Source organism: Saccharopolyspora sp. NPDC000359 (assembly GCF_040300525.1).
Classification (GTDB): Bacteria; Actinomycetota; Actinomycetes; order Mycobacteriales; family Pseudonocardiaceae; genus Saccharopolyspora.
The window spans coordinates 70,511-90,112 of the sequence record NZ_JBEPDU010000026.1; the positions used below are offsets into that span (position 1 = coordinate 70,511).

Genomic DNA, 19,602 nt, shown 5'->3' on the forward strand with positions numbered 1-19,602 from the left:
GCCTCCGGGGTTGCGGCGCGGCTGCCCATCAGTCCTCCTCAGCGCCTTGCTGATCCGCCAGCAGCAGCTCCACGTGCTCGCCCAGCAGCTGCCGGGCCTCGGTGGGCAGGCCCTGGTCGCTGATCAGCAGGTCGACCTCGTCGAAGTCGACGATCGTGGAGATCCCGACGGTCGACCACTTGGAGCTGTCGGCGACCACCACCAACCGGCCAGCCGCCTCGGCCAGCGCCCGGTTCGTCTCGCCTTCGTTGAGGTTGGGCGTGGTGAAGCCCGCGCGGGGCGCCATCCCGTGCACGCCGAGGAACACCATGTCCAGGTGCAGCGAGCGCAGCGCCTGGACCGCGACCGGCCCGACCAGCGCGTCCGACGGGGTCCGCACGCCGCCGGTGAGCACCACGGTGCGGTCGGTGCGCCCGCGCCGCTGCAGCGCGTCGGCGACGCGGACCGAGTTGGTCACCGCGGTCAGGTCCGCGACGTCGTCGAGGTGGCGGGCCAGCGTCCAGGTGGTGGTGCCCGCGGACAGCCCGATCGCCGTGCCGGGCTGGACCTGGTGGGCGGCGAGGGCGGCGATGGCCTCCTTCTCGGCGAGCTGGCGCACCGACTTGGCCTCGAAGCCCGGCTCGTCGGTGCTGCGGCCGACCACCGAGGTCGCGCCGCCGTAGACCTTCTCCACCAGGCCGCGGCGGGACAGCGCGTCGAGGTCGCGGCGGATGGTCATGTCCGACACGCCCAGTCGCAGCACCAGTTCGCCGACCTGCACCGCACCGGTGCGCCGCACTTCGTCGAGGATGACTTCCTGGCGTTGCCGTGCGAGCACACTCGTCCCCTCAGATCAGCGAAGCGAACAAGAACCAACACTACCCGAATGAGTGATACGCGGAAGTGTGGTTGCGCGAATTCCCGCCGTTCGCCCGGCGAGGACGTCCCCACTGGCCCTGGCATGCGGGAAGTCGGTCACCCGCGGCCACTAGGCGCCGCCACCAGCGCGACCTCGCGGACCGCGCTCGCCAGACGAGTTTTGACGCATGCTGTTCATTGCTGTTCGGTCTGCGGTGTGCTCCCCGGCAGCGCCATGCGCAGCAGCGCACCGCCCTCCGGCGCCTCGCCGGCCCACACCGAACCGCCATGCCGCTCCGCGACCTGCTTGACGATCGACAGCCCCAGCCCGGAGCCCGGCAACGTCCGCGCGTCCGACGACCGGTAGAAGCGCTCGAACACGTACGGCCGATCCACCGGCGCGATGCCCGGCCCGCTGTCGGCGACCTCCAGCAGCACCTGCCCGGAACCGGGATCCGGCACCAGGTCGACCCGCACCCGGCCCTCGTCCGGGCTCCACTTCGCGGCGTTGTCCAGCAGGTTCAGCACCGCCCGCTCCAGCGCGGTGGCGTCGCCCATCATCACCCACGGCTGCAACCGCACCTCGAACTCGATGCGCGGCGCGCGCCGCCGCGCCCGGCTCAACGCGCGCTCCACCACGTCCACCAGGTCCACCGGCTCGTGCACCGCCTGCGGGGTGTCCTCCCTTGCCAGCTCCACCAGGTCGCCGACCAGCGCGGACAGCTCGGTCACCTGGGCCTGGACGTCGGCGAACATCTCCTGCCGGTCCTCCTCGGCCAGGTTCGGCGCGTCCGGCCGGGCCGAAGCCATCAGCAGCTCCAGGTTGGTGCGCAGCGAGGTCAGCGGGGTGCGCAGCTCGTGCCCGGCGTCGGCGACCAGCCGCCGCTGCCGCTCCTGCGACTCGGCCAGCGCGCTGAGCATGCCGTTGAAGCTGGCCGTCAGGCGGGACAGCTCGTCGTCGCCGTCGACCGGGATCGGCCGCAGGTCACCGGTCAGCGCCACGCGCTCGGTCGCGGCGGTCAACCGCTGCACCGGGCGCAACCCGGCCCGCGCGACCGCCGTCCCGGCCGCCGCGGCGAGCAGGATCCCGGCGCCGCCCATCACCACCAGCACCACGCTGAGCTGGGCGAGCGTGCGCTGAGTGGGGTCCAGCGAGGTGGACATCACCAGCGCGGCGTTCTGCCCGGTCGGCACCGCCACCACCCGGCTGTTGGTGCGCTGGTCGGTGCGCCGGGACTGGGGCACCTCGCCGCGCGCCACCGCCAGCTCGGCGTAGCTCAGCGGCGGCCGCTGGCCCTTCGGGCCGAACTCGGAGCCGTCCGCGCCCAGCACGCTGATCTTGAAGTTCGTCGCGGTGAAGAACGCCACCGGCACCTGCTGCAGGTCGGCGGTGCGCACCAGCGGGCCCTCGGCGGCCTCCACCGCGCGTTCGGTCAGGCTGTCGTCCAGCTGCTGGTAGAGGCTGTCCCGCACGGTGACGAACGCCGCGACCGACACCAGCGCGACGGCACCCGCCACGCAGATCGCGGCCAGCCAGGTGACGCGGTTGCGCAGCGTGACCCGCTGGAACCGGCCCCGCGGGCGCGGCTGCTCCAGGTCCGGTGGGGGCGGGGCGGGGACCGTCACGGCGGCGTCTCGCGGAGCACGTAGCCGACACCGCGGACGGTGTGGATCAGCCGCGACTCACCCTCGGCCTCGGTCTTGCGGCGCAGGTAGCCGATGTAGACCTCCAGGGCGTTGCCCGAGGTCGGGAAGTCGTAGCCCCACACGTCCTCCAGCAGGCGGCTGCGGGTCAGCACCTGCTTGGGGTGCGCCATCAGCAGCTCGAGCAGGGCGAACTCGGTGCGGGTGAGACTGATCGGGCGCTCGCCGCGGCGGACCTCGCGGGTGCCGGGGTCCAGCTCCAGGTCAGCGAAGCGCAGCGCCGCCGGGTGCTCGTCCGGACCGGCCTCCGGCGGGCTGGCGCGGCGCAGCAGCGCGCGCAGCCGGGCCAGCAGCTCCTCCAGCGCGAAGGGCTTCGGCAGGTAGTCGTCGGCGCCCGCGTCCAGCCCGGCGACCCGGTCGGAGACCGCGTCGCGGGCGGTGAGCACCAGGATCGGCAGGTCGTCACCGGTGCTGCGGAGCCGCCGGGCGACCTCCAGCCCGTCCAGCCGGGGCATCATCACGTCGAGCACCATGGCGTCGGGGCGGCTGGCGGCCAGCTGGTCCAGGGCCTGTTGACCGTCCGCGGCGAGCTCCACCTGGTACCCGTTGAACTGCAAGGACCGGCGCAGGGATTCCCGCACGGCACGATCGTCGTCGACGACGAGGATGCGCATGGGCACAGTCTTACCCCTGGCCCTGAGAACGAGCTGAGAACCGCACCTGTCGTCGTGCCGCGCCGTGATGACCATCTCACCTCCGGCGCGGGCTGATCACCCGCGGTGACCAGCCCGCGCCGGTCGGGTCACGGCTGGTGGAAGTGCCGGATGAGGGCGCGCGGCACCAGCCGCCGCTGCCCGTCCACGACGATCGGCACCAGGTCCGGCGCTGCCGCCTTCCACTGCGACCTGCGGTGCCGCGTGCGGCTCCGCGACATCCTGCGCTTCGGGACTGCCATGTCTCCTCCTCGTGCTCAGCGGGTGCGGCCGCCGTAGCGGCGGTGGAACTTCTCCACCCGGCCCTGGGTGTCGAGCACCCGCTGGTCACCGGTCCAGAACGGGTGCGAGTACGCGGTCACGTCGATCACGACCAGCGGGTAGGAGTTGCCGTCCGCCCACTCGACGCGCGCGTCGGAGGTCGCGGTTGACCGGGTCAGGAAGCTCTGCCCGGTGGTGCGGTCCTGGAACACGACCGGGCGGTACTCGGGGTGGATGCCGGGTTTCACGGTGCCTCCTCGTGGTGTCGGGGTCGTGCGCTCACGACCGGTTGCGCCGTTCGCCCGCGGCGTCGGCGGAGCGCTCCGCCGGGTCGTCGCCGCAGGGATCGGTGTGCCACTCGCCGAACGGGTCGGCGTAGTGCGCCCAGGCCTGCTCGCCGGCGGCGAGCTCGTCGTCGGTCAGCAGGGCGCGGCGGAGGGTGCGGACGATGTGCTGCGGATCGGCCTCGTGGGCGATCACGACCAGCTCCTGCACCCGGTCGCCGTAGTAGTCGTCCCAGTTCAGCGAGGCCCTGACCTGCCGCTCCGCGGACACCTCGGCGCACTGCTCGGGCGCCAGCGAAGCCAGCCACGGACCCCCGTGCGCGACGCCGAGCCCACCCCCGGCGGACTCGACCTGCAGCGCCACGTCGGGCTGGCTGGCCACCCACACCCGGCCCCGGGTGCGCACCACGCCGTCGAGCAGCACGTCGATGGCCTCGTGCAGGCGTTCCGGGTGGAACGGTCGGCGCTCCTCGAACAGCACCGTCGACACCCCGGCGTCGGTGTCCAACGGCGGCTGCCCCCGCAGCAGCGGGCCGTACGGCCCGTCGACCTCACCCCGCCGCGCCCCGCCGGGGATCCGCGCCAGCAGCCCGGGGACGTCCAACCGCGATTCCGATGGAACTCGCGGATCGGGCTCCCACCGGACTCGCGGCGCCGCTGGGGACAGGCGCGCGATCACGGCCTCGGTGCGCACCTGGGTCCAGCGGTCGTCGGCCTCGCCCAGCAGGACGACCGCGTCGGCGAACTCCACCTGCCCGACCGCGACCTGCGCCACGGTGCGCTCGTCGTCGGGGCTGCCGCCGATGCCGCGTTCGACCAGCTCCTCCTCGCCGGTCGCGTCGGCCAGCCAGGTCGCCGCGTCGACCGCGGTGATCACGGCCTCGACGCGGACGTCGGTGGTCAGCGGCCGACCGTCGACCTCGACGTGCTGCAGCGCCCAGCAGATCGTCTCCGGTTCCAGCGCCGGGTCGAGCTGCACGACGACCCTGGTCACCTCCGGCGCGGCGGTCAACCTGCGCAGCAGGGGCAGCAGGTCCTCCCGCAGGGTGCAGGACACGCAGCCGTGCGCCAGTTCCAGCACCTCGACCTGCTCGGTACCGCCGCGGCGGATCAGGCGCCGGACCACGCCCTGGGCGACTTCGCGCAGGTCGTGGTGCACGAGCGCGGTGCCCGCCGGGTCGCTGCACCGGACCGCCTCAGCGGTCGACGCGACCTGGTCCGCGCGGATCCCGGCCACCATGACCAGCGGCATCGCGGACGACTCGGTTTCCATCCCCACCTCAATCGACAACGGTTTTCATCTATGCCGCCCACATGGTACCCTCGGACGTGGTCATATTGAAAATGGATGTCATTATCGAGAGGTAGGTCATGTCCATCCGCTGCCAGGTGACCGGGATGCAGCCCGGCTACGGCAACCAGGTCTCCCACTCCCACCACCGCACCCGCCGCCGCTGGCTGCCCAACGTCCAGCGCAAGCGCTACTGGCTGCCCTCGGAGGGCCGCTGGATCCGGCTGCGGGTGTCCGCGAAGGGGATGGGGACGATCGAGAAGCGCGGCATCGAAGCAGTCGTCGCCGAGATGCGCGCCCGAGGGGAGCGGCTCTGATGGCCAAGAGCACCGACACCCGGCCAGTGATCAGGCTGCGCTCCACCGCGGGCACCGGCTTCACCTACGTGACGACCAAGAACCGCCGCAACGACCCGGACCGGCTGGTCCTGCGCAAGTACGACCCGGTCGCGCGCGAGCACGTCGAGTTCCGCGAAGAGCGCTGACCCCAGCGCACCGACGAGAGGAAGCGGCCCAGTGGCCAAGAAGTCCAAGATCGCCCGCAACGAGCAGCGGCGAGCGCTCGTCGCCCGGTACGCCGAGCGGCGGGCCGAGCTGAAGGAGATCATCGCCGCCCCCGGCAGCAGCCCGGAGCAGCGCAGCGCGGCCCAGCTGGAGCTGCAGCGCCAGCCGCGCGACGCGAGCCCGGTCCGGGTGCGCAACCGGGACGCCATCGACGGGCGGCCCCGCGGGTACTTCCGCAAGTTCGGCGTCTCCCGGGTGCGGCTGCGCGCGCTGGCGCACTCCGGCGAGCTGCCCGGCGTGGCGAAGTCGAGTTGGTGAGCCGTGCGCACCACCGACCGCCGCAAGCCCAACCTGCTCCAGCGCGAGGGGGTCGTCCAGGTGGACTGGAAGGACACCGCGCTGCTGCGCAAGTTCCTGTCCGACCGGGGCAAGATCCGCTCCCGCCGGGTCACCGGCCTGACCACGCAGGAGCAGCGCGACGTCGCGCGGGCGATCAAGAACGCCCGCGAGATGGCGCTGCTCCCGTACCCGGGCAACGCCCGTAGATGAGCGGTCCCGGGGCTGTGGTGCCGCCAGTCCGACACCACAGCCCCCTGCCCGTGGCGGCGCCTCGCCGGGCAGGATGGACGGCGATGACGATCGCCGGACGCCCCAAGTTGACCGAGACCGCCCCCGCCGCCGACCTCTACGAGGTGATCAACCGACGCCGCGACGTGCGCCGCGAGTTCACCGGCGCGGAGATCCCCGAGCCGGTGCTGCGCCGCGTGCTCACCGCCGCGCACAGCGCGCCCAGCGTCGGGCTGTCCCAGCCCTGGGACTTCGTGCTGGTCCGCGACGAGGCCACCCGCCGCGCCTTCCGCGAGCACGTGCTCGCCGAGCGCAGCGTGTTCGCCTCCCAGCTCGACGAGGAGCGCGCCGGGACCTTCGCCAAGATCAAGGTCGAGGGCATCGCGGAGTCCTCGCTCGGCATCGCCGTCACCTACGACCCCGAGCGCGGCGCGCCCCAGGTGCTCGGCCGCCACGCGATCGCCGACGCCGGGCTGTACTCGGTGTGCCTGGCCATCCAGAACCTGTGGCTGGCGGCCACCGCGGAGGGGCTGGGCGTGGGCTGGGTCAGCTTCTACCGGGAGGAGTTCCTGCGCCGCCTGCTCGGCATCCCGAGCGGGGTGCGCCCGGTCGCCTGGCTGTGCGTGGGCCCGGTGCGCGCGCTGGCCGACGCGCCCGACCTGGAGCGGCACGGCTGGCGCCAGCGGCTCCCGCTGGACGACGTCCTGCACTACGACAAGTACGGGAACGGTCGCAACCGGTAGCCTGTAGCGCGACAAGACCGCCCGCTCGCGGTTCCACGACGAGGTGCGCCCCCTGCGAGGAAGCGGTGCAGCACGATGATCCGCTGATGGTCGGGCACATCCCGGCCCAAGACCGCCAGGTGCGGTCGTTGCTGGACTCCGGCCGCTTCGCCGAGGCCGAGGCGGCGTTCGAGGAGCTGGTCGCGGCCGGGGCGAACCGGGTCTCGGAGCAGTGGAACCGCTCCGCGGTGCTGGTGCACCGGGCTTCCCTGGCCTGGCGCCTGAAGCACATCCCGATCGCGCTGGAGCTGCTCGCCGAGGGCTGGACCGAGCTCGACGTGGACCGGCCGGAGGGCGCGGCCGCCGCGCACACCGTCAGCATGCTCGGCTACCTGCTGGAGACCATCGGCCACCGTGGCCCGGCGCTGGAGATGATGGCGCTGTCGGTGCAGCTGGCCCGCGACTCCGACGACATGGCGGCGCTGGCCCACTGCCTGTGCCGCGAGGGCAACGCCCGCATCTTCCGCGCCGCCACCCTTCCGAGTGAAGACCGGTACGCGCAGTTCGCCCTGGCCCGCGACCTGTTCGAGGAGGCGCGGTCGCTGTCCCTGCCGGGCCAGGTGAAGCGCTCGGCGATGGCGGGGCTGGCGCGGGCGCTGGTCGGGGTGGGCGAGCTGGACACCGCCGAGCAGGTCGCGCAGGAGGCCCTCGCGCTGGCCCGCGCGGCCGACGACTGGTTCACCTCGGCGGTGGCGAACTGGGTGCTGGCGGCGGTGCGGCGCCAGCAGAACCGGCTGGAGGAGGCCCGCACGCTGGCCAGCCGAGCGCTCGACGCCGCGGAGACCATCCGCGACCCGATGTTGATGAGCCAGTTCTCCCTGGACCTGGCGGCGATCTGCGAGGCGCTGTGCGACCCGGTCGGCGAGTCGGCCGCCCTGCGCAGGACGGTCGCGGCGAGCCGCCTGGCGGTCGACGCGCTCCGCGAAGGCCTGGGCCAGGCCCTGGAGCAGCGCCGCGTCGCGGTGCAGGCCCAGCGGATGGCGATGGCCGCGCGCGAGGCCGCGCTCCGCGACCCGCTGACCGGCCTGACCAACCGCCTCGGCCTGGAGCGCCGCGCACCCCTGCTGCTGGAGCAGACCGCGGCTGCGGGCCGGGTCCCGTGGCTGGTCCTGCTGGACGTCGACTGGTTCAAGGACGTCAACGACCTGGCCGGCCACACCGCGGGCGACGTCGTCCTCCAGGAGGTGGCGCACCTGCTGCGCCGCGAGTGCCGCGCCGACGACCTGATCTGCCGCTGGGCCGGGGACGAGTTCGTGGTGCTGCTGGTCGGCTCCAGCGAGGAGTCCCGCGACGCCGGGCCGGTGGTCGCCGAGCGCATCCGCGCGGCGGTGCACAACCACGACTGGCGCCTGGTGCTGGGCCGGATCACCAAGGCCCCGACGGTGAGCATCGGCGTCGCGGCGGGCCCGGCGAACCTGGAACACCTGTTCGCTGCGGCGGACATCGCCCTGTACCGGGCGAAGCGGGCGGGCCGCAACCGCGTGGAGATCGACCAGCGCCCGGCCTCGGACTCGTCGACCACGGGCTGAGCGCACCCGCTCCGGACCTCGCCGCAGGACTAGGATGGGCGGTCATGCGCACCGCGCGAGATCGCCATCGGGACGCAGGGAGAACCCGCTCTGAGCAGCTACAATCCGCCGGAAGCCCGGAAGCCCGGAAGCCCGGAAGCCCGGAAGCCCGGAAGCCCGGAAGCCCGGAAGCCCGGAAGCCCGGAAGCGGCGGAGCGCGCGGGTCGCTGGGACAGCGCGCCGGTCGAGCGCCGGGTGCTGGGCGTCGTCCGCACCCTGACGGCGCTGGACCGCCTGCTCGACGTGCTCCCGCTGCTGGCCGACGACATGCGGGTGGAGACCCGCTTCGCGGTCGCGGCCGGTTCTGAGTTCGCGGCGAACCTCACCGAGCAGCTGCACCTGACCGGCGCCCAGGTCGTCGACTGGGGGACCGCGATCGGCAAGGACTTCGACTTCGCCCTCTCCCCCAGCGGCAACGGCCCGCTGCACGAGCTCGAGGTGCCGGTCCTGACGCTGCCGCACGGCGCGGGCCACAACAAGCTGCGCGCCACCGAATCCGGTGTCGCCGAAGAGGTTTCCGGGCTCTCCCGCACCCAGCTGGTGCACGAGGGACGAGTGGTCCCGGCCGTCGTCGGCCTGTCCCACCCGAGCCAGCTCGCCCAGCTCGCCAGCCAGTGCCCGGAAGCGGCGCCGCGCGCCGAGGTGATCGGCGACCCCTGCTACGCGCGCCTGCGCGCCAGCCTGCCGATGCGCGAGCAGTACCGCACCGCCCTGGCGGGCGACCGCGAGCTGGTGGTGGTGGCCTCGACGTGGGGCCCGGACTCGCTGTTCGCGAGGTGCGGTGACCTGCCGAGACGGCTCACCCGGGAACTACCGGACCACCGGACCGCCCTCGTCCTGCACCCGAACATCTGGCAGAAGTACGAGGACCTGCAGCTGCGGACCTGGCTCGGCACGGCCCTGCGCAACGACCTGCTCCTGGTCCCGCGCCTGCGGAAGTGGCAGGCGGCCCTGGTCGCCGCGGACGTCGTGATCACCGACCACGGCTCCCTGGCCCTCTACGCCGCCGCCCTGGGAAAACCCCTGCTCCTAGCAACCTTCAGCAACACCGAGGTGGTCCCGAACTCCCCGATGGCGCTCCTCGGCGACCAAGCCCGCCGCCTGGACCTGACCGCCCCGCTGCGCCCCCAGGTAGAAGCAGCGGCGCCACTCCCCGACCACCACCACCTCGCCGACCTGACCTTCGCCCCCAACTCCCACGAACGCCTCCGCGAACTGCTCTACCGCCACCTGGAACTACCCGAACCCCCCTGGCCACCCCACCCACTACCGGTGGCCCCCTTCACCCCGCGCTGAGCTTCGCGCGGACCCGGTCGGCTCCGGGGCTGGCTGCCTGCTGGTAGATCTCCAGGGCTTCTTCGAGGCACTCCTGCGCACCCGGTTGGCCCAGCGCCACCAGGGAATCCGCGAGCAGTTCCAGGGGTTCTGCCAGGTCGAAGGACGAGCGCTCGCGCGTGGCCTCGACCGCGCCGCGGAGCAGGGTGATCGCCAGTTCGTGCTGGCCGAGGGCTTGGTGGGCGCGGGCCGTGGCGACTCGGATGCGGCTCGGCAGGCGCCTGTCCTCGGGGAACTGGGCGATGCGGTCCTGCGCTTCGGCCAGCACCTGGAGGGCCTCGGCGTGCCGTCCGAGGGCGGCGAGCGAGGTGCCGGTCAGGTACTCCTGGATCGCCATGCCGCGCTGGCGACCCAGTTCCTCGTTGAGCTGGCGGGCTCGCTGGAAGTTCCCGATGGCCGCGTCGAACTCGCCGCTGGCGTGCAGCGCCTTGCCCTGGAACTCCAGCGCCGAGGCCAGGACGCGTCGGTGTCCGGCGCGTTCGGCGACCGCGACGGCTTGTGCGCACTCCGCGCGCGCTTCGTCGAGCTCACCGCACTCCACCAGCAGCTGGCCGCGCAGGCTGCGCATGCGGGCTTCGGCGACCGGGTCTTCGAGTGCCACCGCCGAGTCGATCGCCACCACCAGCGCGGCCAGGGTGTCGGAGTAGTGCTTGTCCTGGTTGTGCAGCGCCCACAGTGGACCGTCGCAGAGCGCGATCACGTCGACGTGCCAACCGCTCTCGGCGGCCAGCCGGACCATGCCGAGCAGGTTGACGCGCTCGGCCCGCAACCACTCCAGCGCTTGCTCCCTGGTGAACGGGTTCTCCCCGGCGAGGTCGTCGTCGACGACGCGCAGCCGGGTCGGCTCCATCACCGCCCGGTCCGCGAACGCGCCCTGCTGCCGGTACCAGGCGACGAGGCGCCGGACGGCGTCGTCGGGCCGGGCATCGGCCGCGTCGAGGGTTTCCGCGGCGTGCACCGCCACCAGGTCGTGGAGCAGGAACTGCTCCTGATCGTTCTCTTCCACCAGACACGTCCTGTGCAGTTCGGCGAGATGGGTATCGGCATCGACCTCGGTGAGGTCGGCTAACGCCGCGACCGCGCCAACCGGCAGCGCGAGCCCGACCCGCCCCAGCAGCCCGTACAGGCGGGCCTCGTCCCGCGACAGCTGCTCCACCGCGAGGTCCAGCTCCGAGAACGCCTCGCGGAAGTGCCGCCGCCGCCTGCTCCGGTCGGACAGCTCCCGGACCGCCCGCGCGATGGTCCACGACGTCCGCCTGTTCAACAGACCGATCATCACGTGCAGCGCGATGGGCAACCCGCCACACGCGGCCACCAGCTCCGCCGCGGCGGCGGGCTCGGCGTCCACCCGCTCCCGCAGCCCGTTCCGCCGCAGGTAGTCGAGCGCGTGCGCGGCCCCGAGCGGTTCCAGCCGGATCGGCCGAGCCCCGTCCGCGACCAGCTCAGCCCCGTCGTGGTGACTGGTGCACAGCACGAAGCTCTCGCCGGACGCGGGCAGCAGCTGCACGACGTCCCGCAGCTCGGCGACGTTGTCGAAGAAGAACAGCAGCTTCCGGTCCTTCGTCCAGCTCCGCAGCATGGCGACCCTGTCCCCGGTGGCCCGCGGAATCCGCTCCCCCGCGACACCGAGCGAGCGCAAGCAGTGCTCGGCGGCTTCACCCAGCGCCCGCAACCCCAACCCGAAGTCGAACGCGACCTGCCCGTCCGCGAACCCCTCGCGCACCCGGTGCGACCAGTGCACGGCCAACGCGCTCTTGCCCACCCCGCTGACCCCACTGATCACCGCACAACCGGCCCGCCCCCGCCGCTGCTCCCCGAGCACCCGGTCCAGCTCGGCCAGCGGAGCCTCCCGGTCGACGAAGTGCAGCGGCGGCGCGGGCAGCTGCCCCAGGTCGGCGCCGCCCGGATCCCCGTGGAAGTGCAGGTCCCCGTTGATCACCCCGGCCTGCACGACGCTGCGCGCGGTACCGCGGAACTCGTTGCCCATACCCACCCCAGTGGCGCCGAACGGTAACGATCACCTGACGATACGCGACGAGCCCCACCTCCCGGCCCACCCGCACAACCCCAACCGGTGCCAACCCCCACCAACGGGCCGGGTACCCTCCAACCAGGCCCTCGTAGCTCAGGGGATAGAGCACCGCTCTCCTAAAGCGGGTGTCGCAGGTTCGAATCCTGCCGGGGGCGCCAGCCGAATCAGCCTGCTGACCTGCGCCGAGACGCCAGATCGATGATCTTGGCTCCTGCCGCAGCATCCCCAGATGGGGGCAAAATGGGGGCAGCGTTAGGAGCCAGCCCCCCGTCCAGGGCCGCGGCGACCGCCGCATGGTCACACTCGTCGTGCCGCTCGTGCCGTGGTCCACGCACTGCTGCGCTGGGGCCGAGCTGCGACTGCCCGCCTCGATCACGCGGGGACTGCTCGGCTCGACCAGGCCGCCGTCCTACAGCCCGCCGGGCCCAGACGAGAGGTAGCCTGACAGGTGGCAACCACCGTGCCCCCACGCCCGAATCCGTGGGAAGCAAATCCAATTGCCGGTAGCGGACCGTGGCTGCTAGCAAAGGCGGCATGAAGCCCGCCGAGATCATCAAGACCGCCGCGGACTGCTTGAACCCCACCGAGCAGGACGACCGGGCATCCGGAAGCGTGGCCGCCGCGATCGTCACGCGTCATGGCGATGTGTTCCGCGGGGTCTGCATCGACACCGCGTGCAGCATGGGGTTCTGCGCCGAGCACGCGGCGGTCGCGGCGATGGTCACTGCGAGGCAGTTCCAGATCGCCCAGGTAGTCGCGGTGACTCGCGATGAGCGGACGAACACCCTGATGGTCCTGCGACCCTGCGGTCGTTGCCGCGAGTTCATGCAACAAATCGACCGCCGCAACCTCGATGCCGAATTTGTCCTGGGACCGGACCGGGTCACGACCTTGAGCGAGCTGCTTCCGGCTAGGGACGCCCAGGCAGCTGAAAGTCCCAGCGGCTGACCTGCCGAGCAGGTACTGCCCAGTACTCCGTTGTAGGTCGTTTGTAGGTCGTTCTGCCGCCGAAGCACGAGCGCCCCACGCTGCAACCCTGATCGGGTTCGGCAGGCTATCCGGCACCGCGCCGCCTGAACCAACGCGTCCCCGCACTCAGTGAAGGGTTCGGGGCGCGTTCCGCGTTCTAGTCGCTGCTCGCCCCGGCGACCGCCTCATCAGCTCGGGCTACCACCGTCGAGGGCTCCCCACCGCCGCGAGCTGCGCTGCCTCCGCACTTGTCAGTGGTTGAACCACCTCCGACCGGCCCACACATCAACCTGGCCTTCTGTGGCTAGACCTCGCTACCCCCTGGAACCGCTCCCCTGAAGCGGGTGTCGCAGGTTCGAATCCTGCCGGGGCCACAAAACCGCTGGTCACGACCTTGGGACACGCAGCTCCTCCAGGTTGTGCAAGCGCGCCTACGTGGCCGAACCACCGTCACTTTTCGAGGGCGACGGTGATGGGTCTGGAGCAGCCGCAGGCATCTCCGTGATCGGGTCCATCACGCGCACCGTGGCTCCGTAGTTGCGTGCCGCCTTGAACAGGCACGCCAACGATGCGGCTGTCCGCTGGCCGTCAGCCGGGTCCAGGACCAGCCACCATGCCCGCGTCTCAGCGTCGTAGGTCGCACCGGACCGCTGGAGCAGTGCGCGCTGACGCTGCCACGTGTCCTCGTCCCGCTGAGGCACGCCCTTCGCCATGATCGAAATTCGAGTGTCGCCCATGGTGTGATCCTGCCCGTTCCCTGACACCCGGACTTCGCCAACCGGCCTCGAAACCTGATCTGGCACTAGCGACCGCTGGATCTGGTTCGGTGGTCGTCAGTAGCGTGTTCGGGCATGCGGCACGAGACCAGCGTGGTGATCTCCGCTCCGCCGGACGAGGTGTGGGCCGTGTTGGCCGACGTTCCCGGCTGGCCCGGGTGGACGCCCACCGTCAACTCCGTCGTGGCGTTGGACGACGGGCTCCAGGTCGGGCACCGGTTTCGGGTCGAGCAGCCCGGCGTGCCCGCAGCCGTGTGGCACGTGGTCGAGGTCGAGCCGGGCTCGTCGTTCAGCTGGGCAACCCGCTTCGCGGGCGGCCGGATGGTCGCCTCGCACTGGATCCGCCCCACCGGCGACGGCAGCGAAGTCCGCCTGCGGATCACCTACTCCGGCGGCCTGGCCCCACTCCTCACGCCCCTGGTCTCGCGACGCATCCGACGCTTCGTCGAGGCAGAAGCCGCCGCTCTGCAGCGCACCTGCGGAACTTCGAGTACCTGAACTCCTCCATCGCGCTCCCCAGCCGTGCCGAAGGCTGGCCCCCGCTTCCCGACCACAGCCCTTGGTGGTTGCCAAAGGTCACAAACTCGGCAAAGTGGCCGTACCTGAGCCGCAGCTCTGCCAGGATGATCAGCGGGTCGGCGCCGTCCGCGACCGGCTTCAAGGCCTTTTAGAGCTGTGTGGGGGAACGCTGATGTCACGCGTCATCCGATTAGTGGCCGCCGCGGTGTGCGGGGGTCTGTTGCTCACCGGTTGCTCGGCGAGCTTCTCCGTTGGGGGGATGCAGGTGAGCAAGCAGGAGCTGGAGCAGAAGGTGAGCGAGGGCCTCACCGCGTCGGTCGGGAAGCGACCTGACTCGGTGACCTGCCCTGGGCCGGTGGAGGCCGAGGTCGGGAAGTCCCAGCGGTGCGAGCTGACGGCCGGTGGCGATCGGCTCGGGGTGACCGTCACCGTCAAGTCCGTCGAAGGCAAGGACGTCAAGTTCGACATCAAGGTCGACGAGCAGCCGATGCCGTGACCTCGGGGTTGCCGGGTGGGGTGCTGCTCGGCGATCATGCCGGGATGGTGGAGCACGGGTCGGATCCGCTGGATGAGATGGATGTCGAGTCGCCCAACGCGGCTCGGATGTACGACTACTACCTCGGCGGGAACGCGAACTTCGCAGCCGACCGGGAGGCAGCTGCGAAGTTCCTCTCCGTCGTGCCCACCGCCCGGCAGTGGGCCTACGCCAACCGCGCGTTCCTCGGACGCGCCGTGCGGTTCATGATCTCGCAGGGCGTGACCCAGTTCCTCGACCTCGGGTCGGGCATCCCCACCGTCGGCAACGTGCACGAGATCGCCCACTCCGTCGATCCAACCGCACGCGTCGCCTACGTGGACTACGAACCGGTCGCGGTCGCGCACGCCCAGGCGCTGCTCGCCGACACCCCCCGGGTGACCATCACCAAGGCCGACATCCGCGAACCCGAGACCGTGCTGGACGCCTCAGGCGTTGCCGGGCTGCTGGACTTCACCCGGCCGGTCGGCGTGCTGGCCGTCGCGATCATGCACTTCGTGCCCGACGAGGACGATCCGGTGGGCATCATGGGCCGCTACCGCGACGCGTGCGCCCCGGGCAGCTACCTGGCGCTGTCGCACCTGTCCCCGGTGACCTTCACCGACGACCAGCTCAGCGTCGGCCACGAGATCTACAACCGCACCTCCACGCCCGGCACGCTGCGCACCCGCTCCCAGATCGAGGACCTGCTCACCGGCTACGACCTCGTCGACCCGGGCCTGGTCCTGCTGCCCCAGTGGCGCCCGGACGACCCGGTCGACCCCGATGACGCGGCCCGCACCAACAGCTACGCCGCCGTCGGCCTCCTCCCCGCCGACTGACCACCCGGTCTGGCAGCGCCGTTCAGGCCTGCCAGAGATCACCAGGTCGAGCTGGCACCCACGCCCTCGCCTGCCTCGAACTCGCGGTGTCCCGCCTGCGCCGCTGAACCGGCACCGCGACCGCATCACGGGTGCTTGGCGGGACGCCCCGCACCGCCCCACCGACTCGCGTGCGCCAACGAGAAAGCCCGTGCGCCGGTGGGGTGGCGCACGGGCTTCCGGGTCAGCTGCAGATGGCTGCGTCGACCAGTTCCCGGAGCTTCGGGGACCTGATCTTGGAGTTGGTCACCGTGGACACGTGCCGACCGTCCGTGGTCACCTCGGTGTCGGTGATGTAGCCTTGGACGATCCCGTTGTGGCCCCAGGTCTCCACACCGCAGGACAAGGTGTAGCTGAGGATGCCGAGTCCTGACGCGCCATCGTGGGCCGGGACCGTCTTCAGCATCTCCGCCCGGCTCTCCGGCGACATCAGCTCACCGCCGACCACGGCCTGGTAGAAGCGGGTGAGGTCCTGCTGGGTCGAGATCATGCTCCCCGCCGGGCCGAAGAACGACGGCTCCCACGCCGTGCCGTCGACCCAGAAGTGGAACGGCGGGACGCGACCGCCGATGTAGCCGTTCACCAGCGGCGCCGGGATCGACCGGTCCCCCGCCTCGGGGTAGCTGGTGTCGGCCAGGCCCAACGGCTCGATGACGCGGCTCGTGACCTGCTCGCCGACCGAGGTGCCGGTGACCTCCTCGATCATCATGCCGATGAGCTGGAAGTTGGTGTTGGAGTAGTGGAACTGCTCGCCCGGCGCGCTCGCCGGCGGGAGGCTTAACCCGTCCCGGATCAACTCCTCCAGGGCGTAAGTGCCGTCCGCGCTGGGCGCAGGGTTCGGCGCCTCGTTGGTCGGGATTCCGCTGGTGTGCTGGAGCAGCTGGCGGACCGTGATGGTGTTGCCGTCGTAGCCGTTGCCGCTGACCACCCCGGGCAGGTAGCGCTCGATCGGGTCGTCAAGTCCCACCTTGCCCTCGTCGACCAGCTGGAGCGTCACCACCGCGACGAACGTCTTCGTCTGGCTGGCGATCCGGTAGTGGTCGGTCGACCCGATGGGCCGGAAGGCGCTGATCACGCTGGTCCCCGCGGAGAGCTCCTGGGAACCGGTGCTGTCGCCGAAGTAGATCCCGGCCCCCGGCCCGACCTCCGCCTGGTAGGCGTTCAGCAGGTCCTGGATGTCCGCGGTCTCCGCTGCCTGCGCCGAAACCGGTAGCACCAACGCGGTCGCGACCGCAGCTCCCAGGGCCGTCAGCCGCCGCTTTCCGATTCTCTTCACCATTTCTCCTCTTCCGTGTTCACGCGGGACGCGCGGAGCGGGGTGAAGCCCACCCCCAGGGGCTTCACCCACGCAGCCGGAACGCGTCGAGCTGCGGCATCGAGGCGCTGCCCGACTGGTACTGGCAGGTGGCCAGGACGATCAGGAGCAGCAGCAGGAGCGCGACCACCACGACGCACCCAGCCCCCTCGTGCTTCTTCGCCCGGAACTCGACGCGGTGGCTCGGCGCAACGCCCGGGTGGTGCTCGGCGAAGTGCCTCGCTTGCTGCTCGGCGCTCTCCTCCTCCGACAGCCACGCCGTCCGGTAGGAGCACTCGCCGCACCAGCACCGGCAGTTGCCAGCCATGCCGTCCCCTCCCGAGTAGGCCCGACACCGCCGACCGGGAAGTCCGACCGGCACCGCACATGCTGCTGTTTCCGCTGATCACCGGGCCAGGACGCGAACCGGCCACTTGTTGCCGGTCGCCTCGATAAGGTGCTTCGCGCCAGGCAAACCCGGAGGAAGGGCACCGAAGTGGCGATCCGGTTCGGCGCGGTGCTGCGTCAACTGCGCACCCGGTCGGGCATGACGCAGGAGCGGCTCGCGGAGCGGTCCGGGGTCGCGGTCCGCACCATCCGCAGGTTGGAGACCAACCCGTCCGCAGCGCCCCGCATCGCCACCGTGAACCAGCTCGCGGGCGCGTTCCCGGACATCCCGGACGCGCACCGGCGGATGCTGGACGCCATCGAACCCGGCCGCGCCGTCCCGCCGGATCGCGAGGAACCGCCCCAACCCGCCGAGCCCGAAGCCCCGCCCAAGCCGACCGAGCCGCGGACGGCGTCGCAGGGCGCGCTGGCGGACGCCGCCGATCAACTCCGGCAGGCCGTCGAATCCCGCTGGCAGCGCGAGGAGGAGCAGCGGCGGGTCCACGACCCGTTCCCGCTGCCCGTGCGGTTCGAGCCGGTGGCCGCGCACCTGGTCGACCACTGGGACAACATCAACCGGGTACCGCCCGGAGGTGGGTCCGGGCCGGTGGAGCTGGCCGGTGACCTGGGTCAGATCGCCGAGGCCTACCGCAGGATCCCGTCCGGTCGGCTGGTGGTGCTGGGCGAGGCGGGGGCCGGGAAGACGGTCCTCGCGCTGCGGTTCACGCTCGACCACCTGCGGACCCGCACCGGTGACGAGCCGGTCCCGGTGGTGTTCAGCCTGGGCTCGTGGGACCCGACGGCCACCGGCCTGCGGGACTGGCTGATCGACCAGCTGCTGCGCGACCACCCGGGGCTGGTCGCCAGCGCGCCCGGCGGGTCGACGCTGGCCGCCGCGTTGGTCGAATCCGGCCGCGTGCTACCGGTCCTCGACGGGTTCGACGAGGTCGCGGACGGGCTGCACCGGGCCGCGCTGCACGAGCTCAACAGCACTGCGCTGCCGTTCCTGCTGACCAGCCGTCCCGAGCAGTTCGAGCGGGCGACCGAAAGCACCACGCTGGCCGGGGCCGCCGGTGTCCAGCTGATCCGGCTCGACCCGACCGACCTGGTCAACTACCTGCCCCGCACCGCGCACAACGCCGCGTGGCAACCGGTGGTCGACGCGCTCCGCGCGGACGACCCGGCAGGACGCAACCTGGCGGCGGCGCTGAGCACCCCGCTGATGATCGGGCTCGCCCGAGCCGTCTACAGCGACGCCCCGGGCAAGGACCCGGCGGACCTGCTGGACGGAACCCGGTTCCCGACACCGGAAGCCATCGGCGACCACCTGCTCAGCAGCTTCGTGCCGACCGCCTACCGCCCGCGCCCCGGCCGGAACCGGGAACCGCGGCTTGTCCAGCGCTGGCTGGGCCACCTGGCGCAGCACCTGGACCAGCGGGAAACACCGGACATCGCGTGGTGGCAGCTGAGCAGCTCGGTGCGCCGCTCCACGCGCATCCTGCTGGTGGTGCTCGCCGTCGGGACCTGCATCGGGTTGCTGGACTTCCTGGTCCTGCTGCCCTATTACCTGGTCCGGCACGGGGCACCGGGGTTCGGCATCGCCGTGCTGGACGGGTTGCTCGTCGGAACCGAGGTGGGGCTGGTCTTCGGGCTGATCCACGGGGTCGTGATCGTCTTCGGCCGGGGCGAGTTCCGGCCGATCCGCATGCGGTTGCGGCTGCGGCACCGGAACCAGCGCAGCGGGAGGCTGCGGCGCGACCTGGCCACCCGGTTCGGGGTCGGCGCGCTCGGCGGGATCGTGCTGGGCATCGGGCACGGCCCGATGAACACCCTGCTCCTGGGTTTGCAGAGCGGGTTCCCGGACACGTTGGCCGAAGCGGTGCGGAGCTCGCTGATCAAGATCTTCGTGTTCGCGCTGGTCTACGGCCTCGTGGTCGGCACGGCGTTCGCGCTGGTGCGGGCGTTGGAGGCGCCGCGCGACATCAGCACGGTCACCAGCCCGGCCGACCTGGTGGCCGCCAACCGCGCGACAGTGCTGTCCGGGATCGCGGCGTTCGCGCCGGTAATCATGCTGGGCATCACCGTCTTCGGCCAGCTGGTGGTGGTCGTCGTCGAAGACCTCACCGGGGAACCGCTGCGCTGGCTGCCCGAAGCCTTCCTCTCCGCCACCATCGGCGGGATCGGCGGCGCGGTCTCCTACGCGCTGGCCTTCACCGCCTGGGGCCAGTGGGTGCTGCTGGTGCGGTTCTGGTTGCCGCTGACCGGACGACTCCCCTGGGACGCGCTGGAGTTCTTCGAGGACGCCTACCGCCGCGGGGTGCTGCGCCAGTCCGGCGCGGTGTACCAGTTCCGGCACGCCCGGCTCCAGGACCACCTGAGCCTCGCGCACCGCGACGAACGCACCGTCCCAGGGGTCGTGAGTGCGTAACAGTGTTCGAACACTGT

Annotated in this window: 21 protein-coding genes and 2 tRNA genes; 14 read left to right on the forward strand and 9 right to left on the reverse strand. The window is 71.8% G+C overall.

Annotation, left to right across the window (positions count from 1 at the left end; translation table 11 throughout):
• Nucleotides 1-28: 28 nt before the first annotated feature.
• The 6 genes from ABT324_RS18105 to mrf form a co-directional block, all read right to left on the reverse strand.
• Nucleotides 29-817: a DeoR/GlpR family DNA-binding transcription regulator gene (locus ABT324_RS18105; protein WP_351178341.1), complete on the reverse strand. Its 789-nt coding sequence runs from the start codon at nt 815-817 to the stop codon at nt 29-31.
• 215 nt (nt 818-1,032) lie between these two features.
• A complete protein-coding gene (locus ABT324_RS18110; RefSeq protein WP_351178344.1) occupies nt 1,033-2,463 on the reverse strand; it encodes a sensor histidine kinase in 1,431 nt (476 codons plus the stop codon).
• Nucleotides 2,460-3,155 (reverse strand): response regulator transcription factor, encoded by a 696-nt coding sequence (locus ABT324_RS18115; RefSeq protein ID WP_351178347.1) that lies wholly within the window; start codon nt 3,153-3,155, stop codon nt 2,460-2,462. Before ABT324_RS18115 ends, ABT324_RS18110 begins: the two co-directional genes overlap by 4 nt.
• A 128-nt stretch (nt 3,156-3,283) precedes the next feature.
• Complete coding sequence (gene rpmF / locus ABT324_RS18120; RefSeq protein ID WP_351178350.1) at nt 3,284-3,436, reverse strand: 50S ribosomal protein L32; 153 nt, start codon at nt 3,434-3,436, stop codon at nt 3,284-3,286.
• Nucleotides 3,437-3,451: 15 nt separating this feature from the next.
• Nucleotides 3,452-3,703 carry a type B 50S ribosomal protein L31 gene (locus ABT324_RS18125; protein ID WP_351178353.1) on the reverse strand — a complete coding sequence of 84 codons (252 nt, stop codon included), beginning with the start codon at nt 3,701-3,703 and terminating at the stop codon, nt 3,452-3,454.
• Between the two features lie 31 nt (nt 3,704-3,734).
• Nucleotides 3,735-5,012, reverse strand: a complete 1,278-nt coding sequence (mrf, locus tag ABT324_RS18130) for a ribosome hibernation factor-recruiting GTPase MRF (RefSeq protein ID WP_351178356.1) — start codon at nt 5,010-5,012, stop codon at nt 3,735-3,737.
• Nucleotides 5,013-5,110: 98 nt separating this feature from the next.
• Between mrf and rpmB the strand changes: the two genes are divergently transcribed.
• The 7 genes from rpmB (at nt 5,111) to ABT324_RS18165 (ending at nt 9,746) form a co-directional block, all read left to right on the forward strand.
• Nucleotides 5,111-5,347: a 50S ribosomal protein L28 gene (rpmB, locus tag ABT324_RS18135; protein WP_351178359.1), complete on the forward strand. Its 237-nt coding sequence runs from the start codon at nt 5,111-5,113 to the stop codon at nt 5,345-5,347.
• Nucleotides 5,347-5,514 carry a 50S ribosomal protein L33 gene (gene rpmG, locus ABT324_RS18140; RefSeq protein ID WP_351178362.1) on the forward strand — a complete coding sequence of 56 codons (168 nt, stop codon included), beginning with the start codon at nt 5,347-5,349 and terminating at the stop codon, nt 5,512-5,514. The genes rpmB and rpmG overlap by 1 nt, the downstream gene beginning before the upstream one ends.
• 31 nt (nt 5,515-5,545) lie before the next feature.
• A complete protein-coding gene (rpsN, locus tag ABT324_RS18145) occupies nt 5,546-5,851 on the forward strand; it encodes a 30S ribosomal protein S14 (protein ID WP_351178365.1) in 306 nt (101 codons plus the stop codon).
• A 3-nt stretch (nt 5,852-5,854) separates the two neighbouring features.
• Complete coding sequence (rpsR, locus tag ABT324_RS18150) at nt 5,855-6,082, forward strand: 30S ribosomal protein S18 (protein WP_351178368.1); 228 nt, start codon at nt 5,855-5,857, stop codon at nt 6,080-6,082.
• Nucleotides 6,083-6,165: 83 nt separating this feature from the next.
• Complete coding sequence (gene bluB / locus ABT324_RS18155; protein ID WP_351178371.1) at nt 6,166-6,843, forward strand: 5,6-dimethylbenzimidazole synthase; 678 nt, start codon at nt 6,166-6,168, stop codon at nt 6,841-6,843.
• 65 nt (nt 6,844-6,908) lie between these two features.
• Nucleotides 6,909-8,411, forward strand: coding sequence for a GGDEF domain-containing protein (locus ABT324_RS18160; RefSeq protein ID WP_351178374.1), 1,503 nt, complete (start codon nt 6,909-6,911; stop codon nt 8,409-8,411).
• Nucleotides 8,412-8,645: 234 nt separating this feature from the next.
• A complete protein-coding gene (locus ABT324_RS18165; protein ID WP_351178377.1) occupies nt 8,646-9,746 on the forward strand; it encodes a CDP-glycerol glycerophosphotransferase family protein in 1,101 nt (366 codons plus the stop codon).
• Here ABT324_RS18165 and ABT324_RS18170 read toward each other — a convergent pair.
• Nucleotides 9,733-11,772 carry an NB-ARC domain-containing protein gene (locus tag ABT324_RS18170; RefSeq protein ID WP_351178380.1) on the reverse strand — a complete coding sequence of 680 codons (2,040 nt, stop codon included), beginning with the start codon at nt 11,770-11,772 and terminating at the stop codon, nt 9,733-9,735. The two genes, ABT324_RS18165 and ABT324_RS18170, sit on opposite strands and share 14 nt — an antisense overlap.
• Before the next feature lie 127 nt (nt 11,773-11,899).
• Between ABT324_RS18170 and ABT324_RS18175 the strand changes: the two genes are divergently transcribed.
• From ABT324_RS18175 to ABT324_RS18200, 6 genes are all read left to right on the forward strand, one after another.
• A tRNA-Arg gene (locus ABT324_RS18175) sits at nt 11,900-11,975 on the forward strand.
• Between the two features lie 376 nt (nt 11,976-12,351).
• The gene (locus tag ABT324_RS18180) at nt 12,352-12,765 is read left to right on the forward strand and encodes a cytidine deaminase family protein (protein ID WP_351178383.1); all 414 of its coding nucleotides are present in this window, start codon (nt 12,352-12,354) and stop codon (nt 12,763-12,765) included.
• Between the two features lie 313 nt (nt 12,766-13,078).
• Nucleotides 13,079-13,160: transfer RNA gene (locus tag ABT324_RS18185), tRNA-OTHER, on the forward strand.
• Nucleotides 13,161-13,637: 477 nt separating this feature from the next.
• Nucleotides 13,638-14,060 carry an SRPBCC family protein gene (locus tag ABT324_RS18190; protein WP_351178386.1) on the forward strand — a complete coding sequence of 141 codons (423 nt, stop codon included), beginning with the start codon at nt 13,638-13,640 and terminating at the stop codon, nt 14,058-14,060.
• Between the two features lie 193 nt (nt 14,061-14,253).
• Nucleotides 14,254-14,577, forward strand: a complete 324-nt coding sequence (locus tag ABT324_RS18195; protein WP_351178389.1) for a DUF4333 domain-containing protein — start codon at nt 14,254-14,256, stop codon at nt 14,575-14,577.
• A gap of 77 nt (nt 14,578-14,654) precedes the next feature.
• Nucleotides 14,655-15,437 carry an SAM-dependent methyltransferase gene (locus tag ABT324_RS18200; RefSeq protein ID WP_351178392.1) on the forward strand — a complete coding sequence of 261 codons (783 nt, stop codon included), beginning with the start codon at nt 14,655-14,657 and terminating at the stop codon, nt 15,435-15,437.
• A gap of 223 nt (nt 15,438-15,660) precedes the next feature.
• Here the strand turns inward: ABT324_RS18200 and ABT324_RS18205 are convergent, their stop codons facing one another.
• A complete protein-coding gene (locus ABT324_RS18205; RefSeq protein WP_502949757.1) occupies nt 15,661-16,755 on the reverse strand; it encodes a serine hydrolase domain-containing protein in 1,095 nt (364 codons plus the stop codon).
• A gap of 61 nt (nt 16,756-16,816) precedes the next feature.
• Nucleotides 16,817-17,098 (reverse strand): hypothetical protein, encoded by a 282-nt coding sequence (locus tag ABT324_RS18210; protein ID WP_351178398.1) that lies wholly within the window; start codon nt 17,096-17,098, stop codon nt 16,817-16,819.
• A 168-nt stretch (nt 17,099-17,266) separates the two neighbouring features.
• Between ABT324_RS18210 and ABT324_RS18215 the strand changes: the two genes are divergently transcribed.
• A complete protein-coding gene (locus tag ABT324_RS18215; protein WP_351178401.1) occupies nt 17,267-19,585 on the forward strand; it encodes an NACHT domain-containing protein in 2,319 nt (772 codons plus the stop codon).
• The last annotated feature ends 17 nt before the right edge of the window (nt 19,586-19,602 follow it).